Annotated in this window: 19 protein-coding genes and 5 tRNA genes; 17 read left to right on the forward strand and 7 right to left on the reverse strand. The window is 70.9% G+C overall.

Annotation, left to right across the window (positions count from 1 at the left end):
• Window positions 1-46: 46 nt before the first annotated feature.
• The 6 genes from ACIQ6Y_RS36295 (at window position 47) to ACIQ6Y_RS36320 (ending at window position 1,363) form a co-directional block, all read left to right on the forward strand.
• The gene (locus ACIQ6Y_RS36295) at window positions 47-778 is read left to right on the forward strand and encodes an HAD family hydrolase (RefSeq protein WP_404046271.1); all 732 of its coding nucleotides are present in this window, start codon (window positions 47-49) and stop codon (window positions 776-778) included.
• Window positions 779-868: 90 nt separating this feature from the next.
• A tRNA-Gln gene (locus ACIQ6Y_RS36300) sits at window positions 869-940 on the forward strand.
• Window positions 941-961: 21 nt separating this feature from the next.
• Window positions 962-1,034 (forward strand) — tRNA-Glu (locus tag ACIQ6Y_RS36305).
• A gap of 63 nt (window positions 1,035-1,097) precedes the next feature.
• Window positions 1,098-1,170: transfer RNA gene (locus ACIQ6Y_RS36310), tRNA-Glu, on the forward strand.
• Between the two features lie 20 nt (window positions 1,171-1,190).
• Window positions 1,191-1,262 (forward strand) — tRNA-Gln (locus ACIQ6Y_RS36315).
• Between the two features lie 28 nt (window positions 1,263-1,290).
• Window positions 1,291-1,363: transfer RNA gene (locus ACIQ6Y_RS36320), tRNA-Glu, on the forward strand.
• Window positions 1,364-1,407: 44 nt separating this feature from the next.
• Here ACIQ6Y_RS36320 and ACIQ6Y_RS36325 read toward each other — a convergent pair.
• On the reverse strand, window positions 1,408-2,052 hold the full coding sequence (locus tag ACIQ6Y_RS36325) for a MerR family transcriptional regulator (RefSeq protein WP_404046274.1): 645 nt from the start codon (window positions 2,050-2,052) through the stop codon (window positions 1,408-1,410).
• A 71-nt stretch (window positions 2,053-2,123) separates the two neighbouring features.
• Between ACIQ6Y_RS36325 and ACIQ6Y_RS36330 the strand changes: the two genes are divergently transcribed.
• On the forward strand, window positions 2,124-2,618 hold the full coding sequence (locus ACIQ6Y_RS36330; protein WP_404046645.1) for a DUF4188 domain-containing protein: 495 nt from the start codon (window positions 2,124-2,126) through the stop codon (window positions 2,616-2,618).
• A gap of 182 nt (window positions 2,619-2,800) precedes the next feature.
• Here ACIQ6Y_RS36330 and ndgR read toward each other — a convergent pair whose 3' ends face one another.
• The gene (gene ndgR / locus ACIQ6Y_RS36335; protein ID WP_015036427.1) at window positions 2,801-3,517 is read right to left on the reverse strand and encodes an IclR family transcriptional regulator NdgR; all 717 of its coding nucleotides are present in this window, start codon (window positions 3,515-3,517) and stop codon (window positions 2,801-2,803) included.
• Window positions 3,518-3,705: 188 nt separating this feature from the next.
• Here ndgR and leuC point away from each other — a divergent pair, with 188 nt between their 5' ends.
• The 4 genes from leuC (at window position 3,706) to ACIQ6Y_RS36355 (ending at window position 7,011) form a co-directional block, all read left to right on the forward strand.
• Window positions 3,706-5,136, forward strand: a complete 1,431-nt coding sequence (gene leuC / locus ACIQ6Y_RS36340) for a 3-isopropylmalate dehydratase large subunit (RefSeq protein WP_404046276.1) — start codon at window positions 3,706-3,708, stop codon at window positions 5,134-5,136.
• A gap of 6 nt (window positions 5,137-5,142) precedes the next feature.
• Window positions 5,143-5,736: a 3-isopropylmalate dehydratase small subunit gene (gene leuD, locus ACIQ6Y_RS36345; protein WP_404046278.1), complete on the forward strand. Its 594-nt coding sequence runs from the start codon at window positions 5,143-5,145 to the stop codon at window positions 5,734-5,736.
• A gap of 265 nt (window positions 5,737-6,001) precedes the next feature.
• Complete coding sequence (locus ACIQ6Y_RS36350; protein WP_404046280.1) at window positions 6,002-6,232, forward strand: hypothetical protein; 231 nt, start codon at window positions 6,002-6,004, stop codon at window positions 6,230-6,232.
• 137 nt (window positions 6,233-6,369) lie between these two features.
• Window positions 6,370-7,011, forward strand: coding sequence for an HU family DNA-binding protein (locus ACIQ6Y_RS36355; RefSeq protein ID WP_404046283.1), 642 nt, complete (start codon window positions 6,370-6,372; stop codon window positions 7,009-7,011).
• A gap of 127 nt (window positions 7,012-7,138) precedes the next feature.
• On the opposite strand, the gene ACIQ6Y_RS36360 is transcribed toward ACIQ6Y_RS36355, so the two are convergent.
• A complete protein-coding gene (locus tag ACIQ6Y_RS36360) occupies window positions 7,139-7,342 on the reverse strand; it encodes a hypothetical protein (protein WP_404046286.1) in 204 nt (67 codons plus the stop codon).
• A 9-nt stretch (window positions 7,343-7,351) separates the two neighbouring features.
• Entirely contained in the window at window positions 7,352-7,990 is a 639-nt protein-coding gene (cofC, locus tag ACIQ6Y_RS36365; RefSeq protein ID WP_404046288.1) for a 2-phospho-L-lactate guanylyltransferase, read from the reverse strand.
• 166 nt (window positions 7,991-8,156) lie between these two features.
• On the opposite strand from cofC, the gene ACIQ6Y_RS36370 reads away from it, so the two are divergent.
• The 3 genes from ACIQ6Y_RS36370 to ACIQ6Y_RS36380 are packed head-to-tail and all read left to right on the forward strand — an operon-like array spanning window position 8,157 to window position 11,160.
• Window positions 8,157-8,927: a lysophospholipid acyltransferase family protein gene (locus ACIQ6Y_RS36370; RefSeq protein ID WP_404046291.1), complete on the forward strand. Its 771-nt coding sequence runs from the start codon at window positions 8,157-8,159 to the stop codon at window positions 8,925-8,927.
• On the forward strand, window positions 8,924-9,943 hold the full coding sequence (locus ACIQ6Y_RS36375; RefSeq protein ID WP_404046294.1) for an NAD(P)H-dependent glycerol-3-phosphate dehydrogenase: 1,020 nt from the start codon (window positions 8,924-8,926) through the stop codon (window positions 9,941-9,943). The genes ACIQ6Y_RS36370 and ACIQ6Y_RS36375 overlap by 4 nt, the downstream gene beginning before the upstream one ends.
• A gap of 59 nt (window positions 9,944-10,002) precedes the next feature.
• The gene (locus tag ACIQ6Y_RS36380; protein WP_404046297.1) at window positions 10,003-11,160 is read left to right on the forward strand and encodes a D-alanine--D-alanine ligase family protein; all 1,158 of its coding nucleotides are present in this window, start codon (window positions 10,003-10,005) and stop codon (window positions 11,158-11,160) included.
• Window positions 11,161-11,230: 70 nt separating this feature from the next.
• On the opposite strand, the gene ACIQ6Y_RS36385 is transcribed toward ACIQ6Y_RS36380, so the two are convergent.
• Window positions 11,231-11,752 carry a DUF3515 domain-containing protein gene (locus ACIQ6Y_RS36385; protein ID WP_404046299.1) on the reverse strand — a complete coding sequence of 174 codons (522 nt, stop codon included), beginning with the start codon at window positions 11,750-11,752 and terminating at the stop codon, window positions 11,231-11,233.
• A 20-nt stretch (window positions 11,753-11,772) separates the two neighbouring features.
• Entirely contained in the window at window positions 11,773-12,006 is a 234-nt protein-coding gene (locus ACIQ6Y_RS36390) for an Lrp/AsnC family transcriptional regulator (RefSeq protein WP_003997603.1), read from the reverse strand.
• Between the two features lie 229 nt (window positions 12,007-12,235).
• On the opposite strand from ACIQ6Y_RS36390, the gene ACIQ6Y_RS36395 reads away from it, so the two are divergent.
• A complete protein-coding gene (locus ACIQ6Y_RS36395) occupies window positions 12,236-13,201 on the forward strand; it encodes a thiamine-phosphate kinase (protein ID WP_404046301.1) in 966 nt (321 codons plus the stop codon).
• Window positions 13,198-13,983 carry a bifunctional hydroxymethylpyrimidine kinase/phosphomethylpyrimidine kinase gene (thiD, locus tag ACIQ6Y_RS36400; RefSeq protein WP_404046304.1) on the forward strand — a complete coding sequence of 262 codons (786 nt, stop codon included), beginning with the start codon at window positions 13,198-13,200 and terminating at the stop codon, window positions 13,981-13,983. The genes ACIQ6Y_RS36395 and thiD overlap by 4 nt, the downstream gene beginning before the upstream one ends.
• 165 nt (window positions 13,984-14,148) lie before the next feature.
• Here the strand turns inward: thiD and rpmB are convergent, their stop codons facing one another.
• The gene (rpmB, locus tag ACIQ6Y_RS36405) at window positions 14,149-14,334 is read right to left on the reverse strand and encodes a 50S ribosomal protein L28 (protein ID WP_003993230.1); all 186 of its coding nucleotides are present in this window, start codon (window positions 14,332-14,334) and stop codon (window positions 14,149-14,151) included.
• 250 nt (window positions 14,335-14,584) lie between these two features.
• Here rpmB and ACIQ6Y_RS36410 point away from each other — a divergent pair, with 250 nt between their 5' ends.
• Window positions 14,585-16,288, forward strand: coding sequence for a DAK2 domain-containing protein (locus ACIQ6Y_RS36410; RefSeq protein WP_404046306.1), 1,704 nt, complete (start codon window positions 14,585-14,587; stop codon window positions 16,286-16,288).
• Window positions 16,289-16,301 lie beyond the last annotated feature (13 nt).

Consider the following 16,301-nt stretch of genomic DNA (forward strand, 5'->3'; position numbering starts at 1 on the left):
CCCCGTATCCGCCCCGCGAACAGGTCCCCCGCGTTACGGTCGCTCCATGAGCATCCGAGCCGTGGTCTGGGACGTGGACGACACCCTCTTCGACTACTCCACCGCGGACCGCGAGGGCATGCGGGCGCATCTGGCCGCCGAGGGCCTGCTGGCCGGGTACGGGAGCCCCGAGCAGGCGCTGGTGCGGTGGCGGGAGATCACGGACGCCCAGTGGGCGCGCTACGCGGCCGGGGAGACGAGTTTCCTGGGACAGCGCAGGGACCGGGTGCGGGTGTTCCTGGGGGAGGAGCTGAGCGACGCGGAGGCGGACGCCTGGTTCGAGCGGTACCTCCGCCACTACGAGGCGGCCTGGGCCGTGTTCCCGGACGTGGTTCCGGTCCTGGACGCCCTCGCCGCCGGCTACCGGCACGGTGTGCTGTCCAACTCCAGCCTGACCGTCCAGGACCGCAAGCTGCGCGTGCTCGGCCTCCACGGCCGCTTCGAGTCGATCCTGTGCGCCGCCGAGCTGGGCGTCTCCAAGCCGGAGGCCGCCGCGTTCCTCGCCGCCTGCGAGGCCCTGGCGTTGCCTCCGCACGAGGTTGCGTACGTCGGTGACCACCCGGAGATCGACGGGCGCGGGGCCGCCGAGGCGGGGCTGCTGTCCGTCTGGATCGACCGGGAGGGCGGGGCCGTGACCGCCTCCGCACCCCGTGGCGGGCACCGGATCGGGACCCTGTCCGAACTCCCCGCGCTCCTCGGCGCCGATACCCGTTTTGGAGCCCCGGACACCTTCGGGTAATGTTCTTTCTGCGCCGAGGGGCGCGGGCCGAGAGGCCGAAGCCCCGAGGAGCGAACTAGAACGAGATCCCCTCAGGGGCTTGAGTTCCAGTGGCCTATGGTGTAATTGGCAGCACGACTGATTCTGGTTCAGTTAGTCTTGGTTCGAGTCCAGGTAGGCCAGCTCGCAGAGCTCATCTGCAAAGCCCCCGTTGTGTAGCGGCCTAGCACGCTGCCCTCTCAAGGCAGTAGCGCCGGTTCGAATCCGGTCGGGGGTACAGATCCTTCCCGCGAGGACAGTCAGGGTAGCTCCCGCTGATCTCGATGTCAGGATCGCTAGGGCCCCCGTTGTGTAGCGGCCTAGCACGCCGCCCTCTCAAGGCGGTAGCGCCGGTTCGAATCCGGTCGGGGGTACTGACTGGTCTAAACCACATTGGTCTATGGTGTAATTGGCAGCACGACTGATTCTGGTTCAGTTAGTCTTGGTTCGAGTCCAGGTAGACCAGCTCGGGCCTGCGGAAACGCAGTGTCCACGCCCCCGTTGTGTAGCGGCCTAGCACGCCGCCCTCTCAAGGCGGTAGCGCCGGTTCGAATCCGGTCGGGGGTACGAGTCCCAAGGGGCCTCCGCTTCGGCGGGGGCCCCTTCGGCGTTCACTCGAAGCCGTACCGCCGCGTCGACTCCTCCTCCTGCGCCAGCCGGTGCAGCGCCTGCAGCACCGGCTCGTTGAGGATCGCCCCCAGGACGGCGAACTCCACCCGCTCCGCGTCCGACGGGTACGTCTCCATGTTGTCCATGTCCAGCACGGCCGTCCGGTGCATCAACTCGGCGTACGGCGCGAGCTGTTCGGCCCCCCAGTTGTAGCCGAGCCGACGGAACGCGGCCACCCCCGTCACCAGCGAGCGGTACGCGGGGGAGATGCTCGAGAGCTGCTTGGCGTTGTCCCAGCCGAGCCGGTCCAGGAGCGCGGCGACCTCCTGCTGCGCGGCGCGGACGAACTCGTCCTCCGCGTCCGGCTCCGGCTCCTGCGGAAGCTCCCACAGGGCCGCGCCCAGCCGGATCGTGCGGCCCAGGGAGTCGTCGTCGATGTGCTTGAGCACCTCCCGGGCGTTGGCCACCGGGACCTTGCCGACCTGGATCAGCGCCCGCACCAGCCGCAGCCGGCGCAGGTGCGTCTCGTCGTACTCCGCCGTCGTCGCGTTGATCTGGCGGCCGGGCGGCAACAGGCCCTCGCGCAGGTAGTACTTGATCGTCGCGGTGGCGACACCGCTGCGGTTGCTCAATTCGGCGAGCCGCATGTCTTGCGCCTTTCATTGGGTAGCGGCACTATCCAAGCATGGCGGACACGGGGAAGGCGACGGGCCGCGCTATGCGGCTGACGACCGCGGATGCTCGGGGGGACGTGATCGTCCTGCTGATAGGGATGCGGATCAACAGGTTCTGGGCGGTGCACCACTGGCTCCCGGTGATGCTCGCGATGTTCCGGATGCTGGCGGAGCTGAAGAAGGAGCCGGGGCGGGGGCTGCTGTCGCGGGTGCTGCTGACGGCTTCGCCGCGGACGTACTACGTCGTGCAGTACTGGGAGTCGAAGGCGAAGCTGTACGAGTACGCGAGCGCACCGGACGCGTTTCACCGCAGGGTCTGGACGCGGGTCAACGGCATGGACCGCAAGGGGAAGGTGCGGGGGCACGTCGGGATCTGGCACGAGGCGTACGTCGTGCCCGAGGGGTCCTACGAGGCGATCTACGGGGACATGCCGGCGTTCGGGCTGGCGGATGCGCACGGGCAGGTGCCGCTGCAGACGCGGGGGCGGTACGCGAAGGATCGGTTCGCTCATCGGTCGGGGGGCGAGAAGGCCGCGTAAGCGCCGTACGGCGGCTGTTCGCGGGCGGCTGCGGGCCGGTTGTGGCTGGTCGCGCCCACGCGGCGGAGCCGCACATTGATACAGCCCCGCGCCCCTGAGGACGTGCCCCTGAGGGAGTTCGAAGGGACGAAGCCGCCGCGGCGTTGAGGCCGCCTCGTCCCTGCGGCGCTTTCTTGTCGCTGTCAGCCCGTGCGGCGCAGGGCCTCCGAGAGGCGGGCTGCCGCGTCGATGACGGCCTGGGCGTGCATACGGCCCGGGTGGCGGGTCAGGCGCTCGATGGGGCCCGAGACGGAGACCGCGGCCACGACGCGGTTGGAGGGGCCTCGCACGGGCGCGGAGACCGAGGCCACGCCCGGTTCGCGCTCGCCGATCGACTGGGCCCAGCCGCGGCGGCGCACGCCCGACAGGGCCGTCGCCGTGAAGCGGGCGCCCTGCAGACCGCGGTGCAGGCGCTCGGGCTCCTCCCAGGCCATGAGGATCTGCGCCGAGGAACCGGCCTTCATCGTGAGCGTCGAGCCGACCGGGACGGTGTCCCGCAGTCCGGACAGGCGCTCCGCCGCGGCGACGCAGATGCGCATGTCGCCCTGCCGGCGGTAGAGCTGCGCGCTCTCGCCCGTGACGTCACGTAGGTGGGTGAGCACCGGGCCGGCCGTCGCGAGGAGACGGTCCTCGCCGGCCGCCGCGGCCAGTTCTGCCAGGCGCGGGCCGAGGATGAACCGGCCCTGCATGTCGCGTGCCACCATGCGGTGGTGTTCCAGAGCCACAGCCAGGCGGTGAGCTGTGGGTCGTGCCAGTCCGGTGGCCGCGACCAGACCCGCGAGGGTGGCCGGACCGGACTCCAGAGCGCTCAGGACGAGGGCCGCCTTGTCCAGAACGCCGACGCCGCTACTGTTGTCCATGCAACGATACTCGCGTCTCACTCTGTGAAACGCAAGTTCAATTTTCTCCGGAACGCGCGACCCTTGGATGCACAGCGGCCCGCAGACCAACGGGCCTGGCGGCGAGTGCCCGGATCAGGGGTGCGGGCGCCGTCTCCTCAAAGATCTCTAGTTGGGCCGGCGCACCTTTGCCGGCCGGAGGGAAAGCGATGGGTAGGACACTCGCGGAGAAGGTCTGGGACGACCATGTCGTCCGGCGCGCCGAGGGCGAGCCCGACCTCCTCTACATCGATCTGCACCTGCTGCACGAGGTGACCAGCCCGCAGGCCTTCGACGGCCTCCGCAAGAGCGGCCGCGCGGTGCGCCGCCTCGACCTGACCATCGCCACCGAGGACCACAACACCCCGACCCTCGACATCGACAAGCCCATCGCGGACCCGGTCTCCCGCGCCCAGCTGGAGACGCTGCGCAAGAACTGCGCCGAGTTCGGGGTGCGCCTGCACCCGCTGGGCGACGTCGAGCAGGGCGTCGTCCACGTCGTGGGCCCGCAGCTGGGCCTGACCCAGCCCGGCACCACGGTCGTCTGCGGTGACTCGCACACCTCCACGCACGGCGCCTTCGGCGCGCTGGCCTTCGGTATCGGCACCTCGCAGGTCGAGCACGTGCTGGCCACCCAGACGCTGCCGCTGGCCCGCCCGAAGACCATGGCGATCACGGTCAACGGCGAGCTGCCCGACGGCGTCACCGCCAAGGACCTGATCCTGGCGATCATCGCGAAGATCGGCACGGGCGGCGGCCAAGGCTACATCCTGGAATACCGCGGCGAGGCCATCGAGAAGCTCTCGATGGAAGCCCGGATGACCATCTGCAACATGTCGATCGAGGCCGGCGCCCGCGCGGGCATGATCGCCCCCGACGAGACCACCTTCGCCTACCTCAAGGGCCGCCCGCACGCCCCCGAGGGCGCCGACTGGGACGCGGCCGTCGAGTACTGGAAGACGCTGCGCACCGACGACGACGCCGAGTTCGACGCCGAGGTGGTCATCGAGGCTGCCGAGCTGTCGCCGTTCGTCACCTGGGGCACCAACCCCGGGCAGGGCTCGCCGCTTTCGGCGGACGTCCCCGACCCGGCTTCGTACGAAGACGCATCGGAGCGCCTCGCCGCCGAAAAGGCCCTGGAGTACATGGGGTTGGAGGCCGGTCAGCCGCTGCGCTCCATCAAGGTGGACACCGTCTTCGTAGGCTCCTGCACCAACGGCCGCATCGAGGACCTGCGGGCCGCGGCCGATCTGCTCAAGGGCCGCAAAGTCGCCGACGGCGTACGGATGCTGGTGGTCCCCGGCTCCGCGCGGGTCGGTCTGCAGGCCGTCTCCGAGGGTCTGGACGTGGTCTTCAAGGAGGCCGGCGCCGAGTGGCGGCACGCGGGCTGCTCGATGTGCCTGGGCATGAACCCCGACCAGCTGGCCCCCGGTGAGCGCTCCGCGTCCACCTCCAACCGCAACTTCGAGGGCCGGCAGGGCAAGGGCGGGCGTACCCACCTGGTGTCGCCGCAGGTCGCGGCCGCCACGGCCGTCCTGGGCCACCTGGCCTCCCCGGCCGACCTGTCCGACGCCGAGACCCGTACGCCCGCTGGAGTCTGATCAGCCATGGAAGCATTCACCACGCACACCGGCCGGGCCGTCCCGCTGCGCCGCTCCAACGTCGACACCGACCAGATCATCCCTGCTCACTGGCTCAAGAAGGTGACCCGGGACGGTTTCGAGGACGGTCTGTTCGAGGCCTGGCGCAAGGACCCGGAGTTCGTGCTCAACCGGCCCGAGCGGCAGGGCGCGACCGTGCTGGTCGCCGGCCCCGACTTCGGCACCGGCTCCTCCCGCGAGCACGCCGTCTGGGCGCTGCAGAACTACGGCTTCAAGGCCGTGATCTCCTCGCGCTTCGCCGACATCTTCCGCGGCAACTCGCTGAAGAACGGCCTGCTCACGGTGGTTCTGGAGCAGAAGATCGTGGACGCGCTGCAGGAGCTGGTGGAGAAGGACCCCACCGCTGAGGTCACCGTGGACCTTGAGGCCCGTGAGGTGCGCGCCGAGGGCATCACGGCCCCCTTCGAGCTGGACGAGAACGCGCGCTGGCGGCTGCTGAACGGCCTGGACGACATCTCCATCACCCTGCAGAACGAGGCGGACATCGCCACGTACGAGGCGGAGCGCCCCGCGTACAAGCCGCGGACGCTCCAGATCTGAGCCGCACCCCCTGACGGGGGTCGAATTCCGGCCACCCACAACCCCCGCTGTACCCCCGATCGCCCCGATCGGGGGTACAGCTGTTTTCGCGTTCGTACAGCCGTGCCTGTCGTCGCCCGGCGGGCCAACTTCCCTGGTTACAAGGCTGATTGCCGGGGTAGGCGAGCCGTCGGACCGTGACGGCGGCGGGAGTTCGGACAGCCTTTCGGCGTGGCAGTTGCCCCCCGGGCAGGCGACAACTCGCCCCAGATGGCACAATCTGTGCATGGAACACGACGGCCAACTCGAGCTCTATGCGGCGGTCGCGAACCAACTCAAGGAAGCGCACGCAAGAGTGCGCGCACTGCAAGTCCCGGAGGGCGTACGGATGGCGCTGGCCCGGAAGCTGCTGGTCATTACGGCCGCGGCCAAGCACGATCTCGCCGATGCGACAAGGCGTCTGGAGCGGTTCACCGCGGACCTCGATGCGGGGCGTCTGCCCGAAGAGGACCGCTGAACAACCCCGGTGCGGTCGAGTCCGTTGCGGCACAAGGGTGATAAGCCCGTTTCGTGTTTGATTTGCGGTATATATCTGCCTAACGTGCGAAAAAGCTTGAACACTTTCGTTCTGGCGATGTCTCCGAAGGGGAAGACGTGAACAAGGCGCAGCTCGTAGAAGCGATTGCCGACAAGCTGGGCGGCCGCCAGCAGGCCGCCGACGCTGTCGACGCGGTCCTGGACGCCATCGTCCGTGCCACGGTCGCGGGTGACCGGGTCTCGGTCACCGGCTTCGGTTCGTTCGAGAAGGTCGAGCGTCCGGCCCGCTACGCCCGCAACCCCCAGACCGGCGAGCGGGTTCGGGTCAAGAAGACGTCGGTCCCGCGCTTCCGCGCCGGACAGGGCTTCAAGGACCTGGTCAGCGGCTCGAAGAAGCTCCCGAAGAACGACGTCGCCGTCAAGAAGGCCCCCAAGGGCAGCCTGACCGGCGGAGCTTCCGCGACCGTGAAGAAGGCCGCCGCGAAGAAGGCGACCACCAAGACCGCCGCCGCCAAGAAGACCACGGCGAAGAAGACGACCGCCAAGAAGACCACGGCGGCCGCGAAGAAGACCACGGCGAAGAAGGCCCCCGCCAAGAAGACCACCACGACCGCGAAGACCACCGCGGCCAAGAAGACCACCGCCAAGAAGGCGACGGCCAAGAAGGCCCCGGCGAAGAAGGTCACCGCCAAGAAGGCGCCCGCCAAGAAGTCGACGGCGCGCAAGACCACCGCCAAGAAGACCGCCACGCGCAAGTAAGCGACGGCACAGGGCACTCACGCGCCGGGCCGGACTCCCTCGGGAGCCCGGCCCGCGGCGTGTCCGCAGCCCCATAAGGCCTGTTCAGAACGTCATAAGGCCGGGTTCAGAACGCCGTAAAGCCTGTTCAGAACGTCTGCAGCGTCACCAGGGTGATCTTGCGGGCCGTGCCCTCGCCCTCGGTCTCGATCCGCACCCGCTGCCCCGGGCGCAGCAGTCGCAGCCCGCCCGCGTCGAACGCGGCCGTGTCGAACGGAACGGGCGTGCCGTCGTCGAGCAGCACCTGTCCGCTGCGCGTCTCGGCGTCGTACGTGTATGCGGTCGCGTGCATGCCCGCAGCCTACTGCCCGAGCGACGTCAGCCGCTCGGCCGCCGCCGCCGTACGGGGACCGACGCCCAGCGCGAGCGCCGCGCGCAGATCGTCACCGGTGTCCACGTCCTGTCGTACGGAATCCACCGCGGGCGGCGTGAGTTCCGTGGCGCCGGACGCGCGATGGCGGGCCCGGGAATCCGGGCCGAATGCGGGCAGCAGGTCCCGGCCCGGGGTGGCCGCGAGGAGGGTCGTGCCGATTTCGGCGGCGTCCGGGAGAAAAGCGCGCGGGAATTGCGTCGCCGCGTTCAGCACCCGCGCCAATTCCTCCGGGCGAAGAGCCGGAAGATCGGCGTTGAGGGCCGCCAGCGGGCTTTGGGGGCGCGAACTGCGGACGACCTCCTCGCCGTGCGCCAGCGCGGCGTTCAGGCCCGCGCGCGGCTCGTCGGGGACGATGCGCGCGCCCAGCGCCGCCAGCTCCCGCGCGGCCAGCGCGTCGTCCGTGACGACCGCCACATCCCGCACGGCGACGCAGGCCAGCGCGGCTGCCACGGTGTCCTGTGCGAACGCGAGCGCCAGCCCCGGCCGCACCCCGGCGCCGGCGGTGTCCGCGAGCCTGCTCTTGGCCAGCGTCAGGGGTTTCAGGGGAATGACCAACGTCCACAGCACGCGCTTCCGTCCCTCCCTAGTCGGGGACATTCTCCCCTGGGCCCGCACGGCTGTTCCCCCGGTCCCATCTGGCGGTTCCGGCGGCGGGGCGTACGGTGTTCTCGACAGACCGGCGGCCTGGGGCGACACTTGTGCGGCCCCCCAGGCCCTAGAGGAAGGTGCTCGCGTGCCCCGCCGCAGAATCGGCTTCTGGTACCGCTTCGCCGCGGTGATCTGCAAACCACCGCTGGTGGTTCTGCTCAAGCGGGACTGGCGTGGAATGGAGAACATTCCGGCCGAGGGCGGATTTATCACCGTCGTGAACCACAATTCGCACGTCGACCCCTTCGGATACGCGCACTACCAGTACAACACCGGACGGGTTCCGCGATTCCTGGCGAAGAGCGGCCTTTTCAAGAAGGGATTCGTCGGCGCCGCGATGCGCGGCACCGGGCAGATCCCCGTCTACCGGGAGAGCACCGACGCGCTGAGCGCCTTCCGCGCCGCGATCGACGCCGTGGACCGCGGCGAATGCGTCGCCTTCTACCCCGAGGGCACCCTCACCCGCGACCCCGACGGCTGGCCCATGACCGGCAAGACCGGCGCCGCCCGCGTCGCCCTGCAGACCAAGTGCCCGGTGATCCCGGTGGCCCAGTGGGGCTGCAACGAACTGCTGCCGCCGTACGCGAAGAAGCCCAGCCTCCTGCCGCGCAAGACGCACCGCGTCCTCGCGGGCCCGCCGGTGGACCTCACGCCCTTCTACGACCGCGAGATGACCGCGGACGTCCTCAAGGAGGCCACCGAGGTCATCATGGCCGCGATCACCCGCCAGCTGGAGGAGATCCGCGGCGAGAAGGCGCCCGAGACGCCCTACGACCCACGCCGCGAGCGGATCGAGCAGCGGCGTCGCACCCAGGCGCAGAACCAGGGCAGGCAGGCAGAGGGGCAGGGCACGTGAGCAACCCGGTCAAGCCGGTCAAGGCGGCTGTCTTCAGCGCCGGTTCATGGGGCACGGCGTTCGGCATGGTGCTCGCCGACGCGGGCTGCGAGGTCACCCTGTGGGCGCGCCGCCCCGAGGTCGCCGACGCGATCAACTCCACCCGGGTCAACCCGGACTACTTCCCGGGCGTCGAACTCCCGGCGAACCTGCGGGCCACCACCGACCCCGCCGAGGCCGCCGCGGGCGCCGACTTCACGGTCCTTTCCGTGCCGTCGCAGACCCTGCGCGGCAACCTCGCCGAGTGGACCCCGCTGCTCGCCCCGGACACGGTCCTGGTCTCCCTGATGAAGGGCGTCGAACTCGGCTCCGCCATGCGGATGAGCGAGGTGATCGACGACGTCGCCAAGGTCGGCGCCGACCGGATCGCCGTGGTCACCGGACCCAACCTCGCCCGGGAGATCGTCGCCCGTATGCCGGCCGCCTCCGTGGTCGCCTGCACCGACGAGTCCGTCGCGCAGCGGCTCCAGGCCGCCTGCCACACCCCGTACTTCCGCCCGTACACCAACACCGACGTCGTCGGCTGTGAGCTGGGCGGCGCCGTGAAGAACGTCATCGGCCTCGCGGTGGGCATCGCCGACGGCATGGGCCTCGGCGACAACGCCAAGGGCTCGCTCATCACCCGCGGTCTCGCCGAGACGACCCGGCTGGGCCTGGCGATGGGCGCCGACCCGCTCACCTTCTCCGGACTCGCGGGCCTCGGCGACCTGGTGGCCACCTGCTCCTCGCCGCTGTCCCGCAACCACACCTTCGGCACCAACCTCGGCAAGGGCATGACCCTGCAGGAGACCATCGCCGTCACCAAGCAGACCGCCGAGGGCGTCAAGTCCTGCCAGTCCGTGCTGGATCTGGCCCGCAGGCACGGCGTCGACATGCCCATCACCGAGACGGTCGTCGGCATCGTCCACGAGGGCAAGCCTCCGGTGGTCGCCCTGAAGGAGCTGATGTCGCGCAGCGCGAAGCCGGAACGACGCTGAGCGAAGGGGAGGCGCCGGACGCTGACTCGACCCCTACGGGCGGGTACGCTCATCGCGTTATGAGCACCGAGAACCTCCCCCAGAACCCTGAGCAGTCGTCCCGCAAGCCGCGGGTCGCCGTCGTGTTCGGCGGCCGCAGCTCCGAACACGGGATCTCCGTGGTCACGGCCGGCGCCGTCCTGAAGGCAGTCGACCGGACGAAGTACGAGGTCCTGCCGATCGGCATCACCCGGGACGGCCGCTGGGCGCTGACCGCCGACGCGCCGGAGCGCATGGCGATCACCGACCGCCGTACGCCCAGCGTCGAGGAGCTGGCCGAGTCCGGGGAGGGCGGTGTGGTGCTCCCCGTCGACCCCGCGAACCGTGAGGTCGTCTACAGCGAGCCCGGCTCGGTGCCCAAGGCCCTCGGCGAGGTCGACGTGGTCTTCCCCGTCCTGCACGGCCCCTACGGCGAGGACGGCACCCTCCAGGGCCTCCTGGAGCTCTCCGGCGTCCCCTACGTCGGCTCGGGCGTGCTCGCCTCGGCCGTCGGCCAGGACAAGGAGTACATGAAGCGGGTGTTCACCTCCTTCGGGCTCAAGGTCGGCCCGTACGTGGTGATCCGCCCCCGCGAGTGGCAGCAGGACGAGTCGGCCGCCCGCAAGAAGATCGTCGACTTCGCCGGCGAGCACGGCTGGCCCCTGTTCGTGAAGCCCGCCCGCGCCGGCTCCTCCATCGGCATCACCAAGGTCGACGACCTCTCCGGCCTGGACGAGGCCATCGCCGAGGCCCAGCGCCACGACCCCAAGATCCTCGTCGAGGCGGCCCTGCGCGGCCGGGAGATCGAGTGCGGCGTCCTGGAGTTCGAGGACGGCCCGCGCGCCTCCGCACCGGCCGAGATCCCCCCGCCGGACGCCCACGCCTACTACGACTTCGACGCCAAGTACATCGACTCCACCCCGGGCATCGTCCCGGCGCCGCTGACTCCGGAGGAGACCGCCGAGGTCCAGCGCCTCGCGGTGGAGGCCTTCGACGCCGCTTCCTGCGAGGGCCTGGTCCGCGCGGACTTCTTCCTCACCGAGGACGGCGAGTTCGTGATCAACGAGATCAACACGATGCCGGGCTTCACGCCCATCTCGATGTACCCGCAGATGTGGCAGGCGAGCGGGATCTCGTACCCGGAGCTGGTGGACAACCTGATCCAGGCGGCACTGCGCAGGTCGACCGGGCTTCGCTGAAGGTACCCAGGGGCGCGGGAAACTGCGCGAGCAACCACGGACGACGGTCAGCCGCGCACAACCCGCACCCCTACGGCGCTTCGTAGCCTTCTTTCCAAGGCACGGTCTTCTTGATGGCGGAAGCCAGGTCGATCAACACCGCGGAACTGTCGACACCCTGCGGCACGACAACCTCCACATACGCCTCTCGATTCGCCGTGGTGAAGCGGTACGCACCCCCGTCCCGCTTCTCCATCAGCCAGTCGACACCCTCCACCCCACCGGGAACGGCATCGGGGTCACGCCCCTCGGCCACCTCGGGTGAAACCATCTTCGGCGGCTGAGCCACCCCGCACCGCAGTATGATCGCCGGGTCGTCACCCCAGCCCGCGGTCAGCGCAGACGCCGGCGAGGGATCCTCCCGGCCCACACCGCCGACCTCGTCGGGCAGCGCAGCATCCAGCTTCCGACACAGCTCAGCGACCGCAGGGCCAGGGCTGGGAACCGCCGTGGACGCGCTGTCGTCCCCTGAGGAGCAGCCCACGGCGGCGAACAGCAGGGCGAGTGCGGGCAGCCCGACGACAGAGCGGTGCCGGTGACGGAAAGAGTGCACCGGCCAAGGGTAGACGGGGGCTACAGATGGACGACCGGGCAGGTCAGGGTGCGGGTGATGCCGTCCACTTGCTGGACCTTGGCGACCACCATGCGGCCCAGGTCGTCGACGGTGTCGGCCTGGGCGCGCACGATGACGTCGTAGGGGCCTGTCACGTCCTCGGCCTGGATCACACCAGGGATCTTGCTGATCGTCTCGGCGACGGTCGACGCCTTGCCGACCTCCGTCTGGATCAGGATGTACGCCTGTACCACGGAACCTCCAGGGCGGCCACGAGGATCATGTGGGGAAAAGGAACGCCACGGTATCGCGTCGCCGCTCGCCGCGGGGAGACCTGCGGGAACCGGAGCTCGCGCGCCGGGGTGCAGGCACGACAGAAGTTGACGTCGTCATGACTGTATCGAGCACGGTCAGCATGACCGTATCGAGGACGCAGACGGCTCGCGACCGGGCACGGACAGGGACAGAAGGGGCGAAAGGCCGATGAAGGGCACTGTTGGTGAGCTCGGGGAGTTCGGGCTCATCAGGGAGCTCACCTCCCGTCTCACCACCACCCCGGCGGTCCGGGTCGGTCCCGGCGACGACGCCGCGGTGGTGGCCGCGCCCGACCGCAGGGTCGTGGCCAGCACCGACATCCTGCTGGAGGGCCGGCACTTCCGCCGCGACTGGTCCACGGCCTACGACGTCGGCCGCAAGGCCGCCGCGCAGAACCTCGCGGACATCGCCGCCATGGGCGCCGTACCGACGGCCCTGCTGCTCGGCCTCGTCGTACCCGCCGAACTCCCGGTCACCTGGCCGAGCGAGCTGATGGACGGCCTGCGCGACGAGTGCCAGGTCGCGGGCGCCGCCGTGGTCGGCGGTGATGTCGTACGCGGCGACACGATCATGGTGTCGATCACCGCGCTCGGCGATCTGCGCAACCAGGAGCCCGTCACCCGGGCCGGCGCCCAGCCCGGCGACCTCGTCGCGGTGACCGGCTGGCTCGGCTGGTCCGCGGCCGGCTACGCCGTGCTCTCCCGGGGCTTCCGCTCGCCGCGCGCCTTCGTGGAGGCCCACCGCCGCCCGGAGCCTCCGTACCACGCGGGCCCCGCCGCGGCCGGGCTCGGCGCGACCGCCATGTGCGACGTGAGCGACGGGCTGATCGCCGACCTCGGGCACATCGCCGAGGCCAGCAAGGTCCGTATCGACATCCGCTCCGGCGCGATCGACGTGCCCTCGCAGATGAACGACATCGGGCAGGCCGTGGGCGTGGACCCGATGCAGTGGGTGCTGGCCGGGGGAGAGGACCACGCGATCGTGGCGACCTTCCCGCCGGACGTGAAGCTGCCCGCCCGCTGGAAGGTCATCGGCGAGGTGCTCAACCCGTCCGCGCTGCCCCAGGTGACCGTCGACGGGGCGCCGTGGACGAGCAAGGGTGGCTGGGACCACTTCGGGGACCTGGAGTCATGATCCCCCGCGTGCTGACGGTGGCGGGCTCGGACTCCGGCGGAGGCGCGGGCATCCAGGCCGACCTGAAGACGATGCTCGCCCACGGTGTGCACGGCATGAGCGTGATCACCGCCGTGACCGCGCAGAACTCCCTGGGCGTGCAGGGGGCCTGGGAGCTGCCCGTGGCGGCCGTACGGGCGCAGTACCGCAGTGTCGTGGACGACATCGGCGTGGACGCCGTGAAGACCGGCATGCTCGCCTCGGCCGAACTGGTCGAGGCGGTCGCCGAGTTGATCTCCGGCACGGACGCGCCGGCCGTGGTCGACCCGGTCGGCGTCTCCAAGCACGGGGACGCGCTGCTGGCCGCCTCCGCGCTGGAGTCGGTCCGCACCAAGCTGCTCCCGGCCGCGACCGTGGCGACCCCGAACCTCGACGAGGTGGCCCAACTCACAGGCGTCCATGTCGAGTCCGAGGACGATCTGCGCCGGGCCGCGGCGGCCGTGCTGGAGTACGGGCCGCGCTGGGTGCTGATCAAGGGCGGGCATCTGTCCGGGGATGCGGTCGATCTCCTCACGGACGGGTCCGCCGAGCACTGGCTGCGGGCGCCCCGGCACGACAACCGGCACACCCACGGCACAGGCTGCACCCTCGCCTCCGCGATCGCCTCCGGGCTCGCCAAGGGGCTGACCGTGCCGGAGGCGGTGGCGGCGGCCAAGGAGTACGTCACGGGGGCCATCGCCGCCGGGTTCGCGCTGGGCGGCGGGATCGGGCCGGTGGATCACGGCTGGCGGTTCAGGGGCTGAGCCCAGCCCCGGCCGCCGGGGTTCGCCTGTACGGCCATGCTCTTCGGGTACGGCCGTGGTTTCCAGGTACAGCATGTGGTTTCCGGGTACGGCAAAAAGCCGGCCCACCCGGAGGTGGACCGGCTCTGTGCAGCGAACCGGGGTGGCCGCGCGCTCAGCTGAGCGTCAGCGCGAGACCTTGCCGGCCTTGATGCACGAGGTGCAGGCGTTCACGCGCTTCGGCGTCCCGCCGACCACGGTACGCACACGCTGGATGTTCGGGTTCCAGCGGCGGGACGTACGGCGGTGCGAGTGCGAGATGTTGTTGCCGAAGCCCGGCCCCTTGCCGCAGACGTCGCAGTTGGCAGCCACGGGTCACTCCAAAGACTTCAGATGCACTTACGGTTGATCCCGGCATGCCGGGATCAAGATCACAGGATCTGGAGTGGCGCTGCCAGGGGGAATAGCCCGATGTGGATCGGGCAACCGGAGCAGCATACAACGGCTGCTCCCGCTCAACGAAACTACCATGGCTGCTCAGCACCCCGCTCCCGGCCCTCTGCCGTCCGGCACCGGCCCGGGGTCTACGCTGCGTCCACGTCAGCAGTCCAAGGAGGCGCAGGTGGCGCAGGTGCCGCAGACATTCTTCGATGCTCTCGCGGTACGCACCTGGTGCGGACGCGCGCTGCGGGCGCTCGGGCAGGCGCGCGAGGAGATCGACGCGATCAATGTCTATCCCGTGGCGGACGGCGACACCGGCACCAACCTCTATCTGACCGTCGAGTCCGCAGCCGCGGCGGTCGAGGCGGTCTTCGACGGCCACGCGGCGGGCCACGGCGGCCCGGCCGGTCCCTCGCTCGCGGACGCCCTCGGCGCGATGGCCCACGGCGCGCTCATCGGGGCCCGCGGGAACTCCGGCACGATCCTCGCCCAGCTGCTGCGCGGCATGGCCCAGGTGCTCGCCGCCGACGGTGGCACGCCTCACACCGACGGACCCGGTCTCGGCCTCGCTCTGCGCCAGGCCGCCGACTCCGCCCGCCAGGCCGTCGCCCACCCCGTCGAGGGCACGATCCTGACCGTCGCCTCCGCCGCCGCCGACGCGGCCGCCGGGGCGGAGGGCGACTGCGGGAAGGTGGCCCGGGCCGCCTACGAGGGCGCGCGGGCGGCCCTCGCCGCCACCCCGGGACAGCTCGCCGTGCTCGGGCGGGCCGGAGTGGTGGACGCCGGAGGGCGCGGGCTGGTGGCGGTCCTCGGCGCGCTGCTGGAGACGTTCACGGGGGAGACGCAGGGAAGCGCGCCCCTGAACACGCACACGCGCGTGGAGGCTCCTCCGTCGGAGGGAGAGCACACGCGTGTGGCGGCCGGCGAGGCTGTGGCGTGCCACGACGGGCCGCAGGACGGCGGCCCCGCCTTCGAGGTGATCTACCTGCTGGAGGCCGGCGACGAGGCCGTGGCGCGGCTACGGGACCGGCTGGACGCGCTGGGGGACTCCCTGGTGGTGGTCGGCGGTGACGGGCTGTGGAACGTCCATGTGCATGTGGACGACGCCGGTGCCGCCGTCGAGGCGGGTGTCGAGGCCGGACGGCCGTACCGGATCCGGATCACCCACTTCGGGCTCGGCGACGTCCACACCACGCGCGGCGAGCGCCCTCCCGCGGAGCGCGCCCAGCGTGCCGTGGTGGCCGTCGTCCCCGGCGAGGGCCTGGCCGGCCTGTACACCGAGGCCGGCGCGACCGCCGTGCTCGCGCGCCCCGGGGAGCCGCCCGCGAGCGGAGAGCTCGTGCAGGCCGTACGGCGGGCCCACGCGCGCGAGGTCGTGCTGCTGCCCAACGACGCCGAGCTGCGGCACACCGCCGCGGCCGCGGCCGAGCAGGCCCGCGCGGAGGGCGTGCGGGTGGCGCTGATCCCGACCCGCTCGGCGGTGCAGGGCATCGCCGCGCTGGCCGTGCACGAGCCGGACCGCCGCTTCGACGAGGACGTCGTGGCCATGACGTCCGCCGCGGGCGCGACCCGTTACGCCGAGGTCACCGTCGCCGAGCACCGGTCCTGGACCAGCGCCGGGATCTGCCAGGCCGGGGACGTGCTCGGGCTGATCGACGGCGACGTGGCGGTGATCGGCTCCGAGGTGACCGAGACCGCGCGGACCGTCCTGGACCGGATGCTGTCGGCCGGCGGCGAGCTGGTCACCCTCGTCCTCGGCGACGAGGCGCCCGGCGACATCGCCGAGCGCCTGGAGGCGCGGGTGCGGGAGTCGTACCTCGCCGTCGACACGGTGGTGTACCGGGGCGGACGGCAAGGCGCGCTGCTGCTCATCGGCGTGGAGTAGCTCAGGCGGCGCG

Origin of the sequence: Streptomyces sp. NPDC096205 (assembly GCF_044763135.1) — a bacterium.
Lineage (GTDB): Bacteria > Actinomycetota > Actinomycetes > Streptomycetales > Streptomycetaceae > Streptomyces.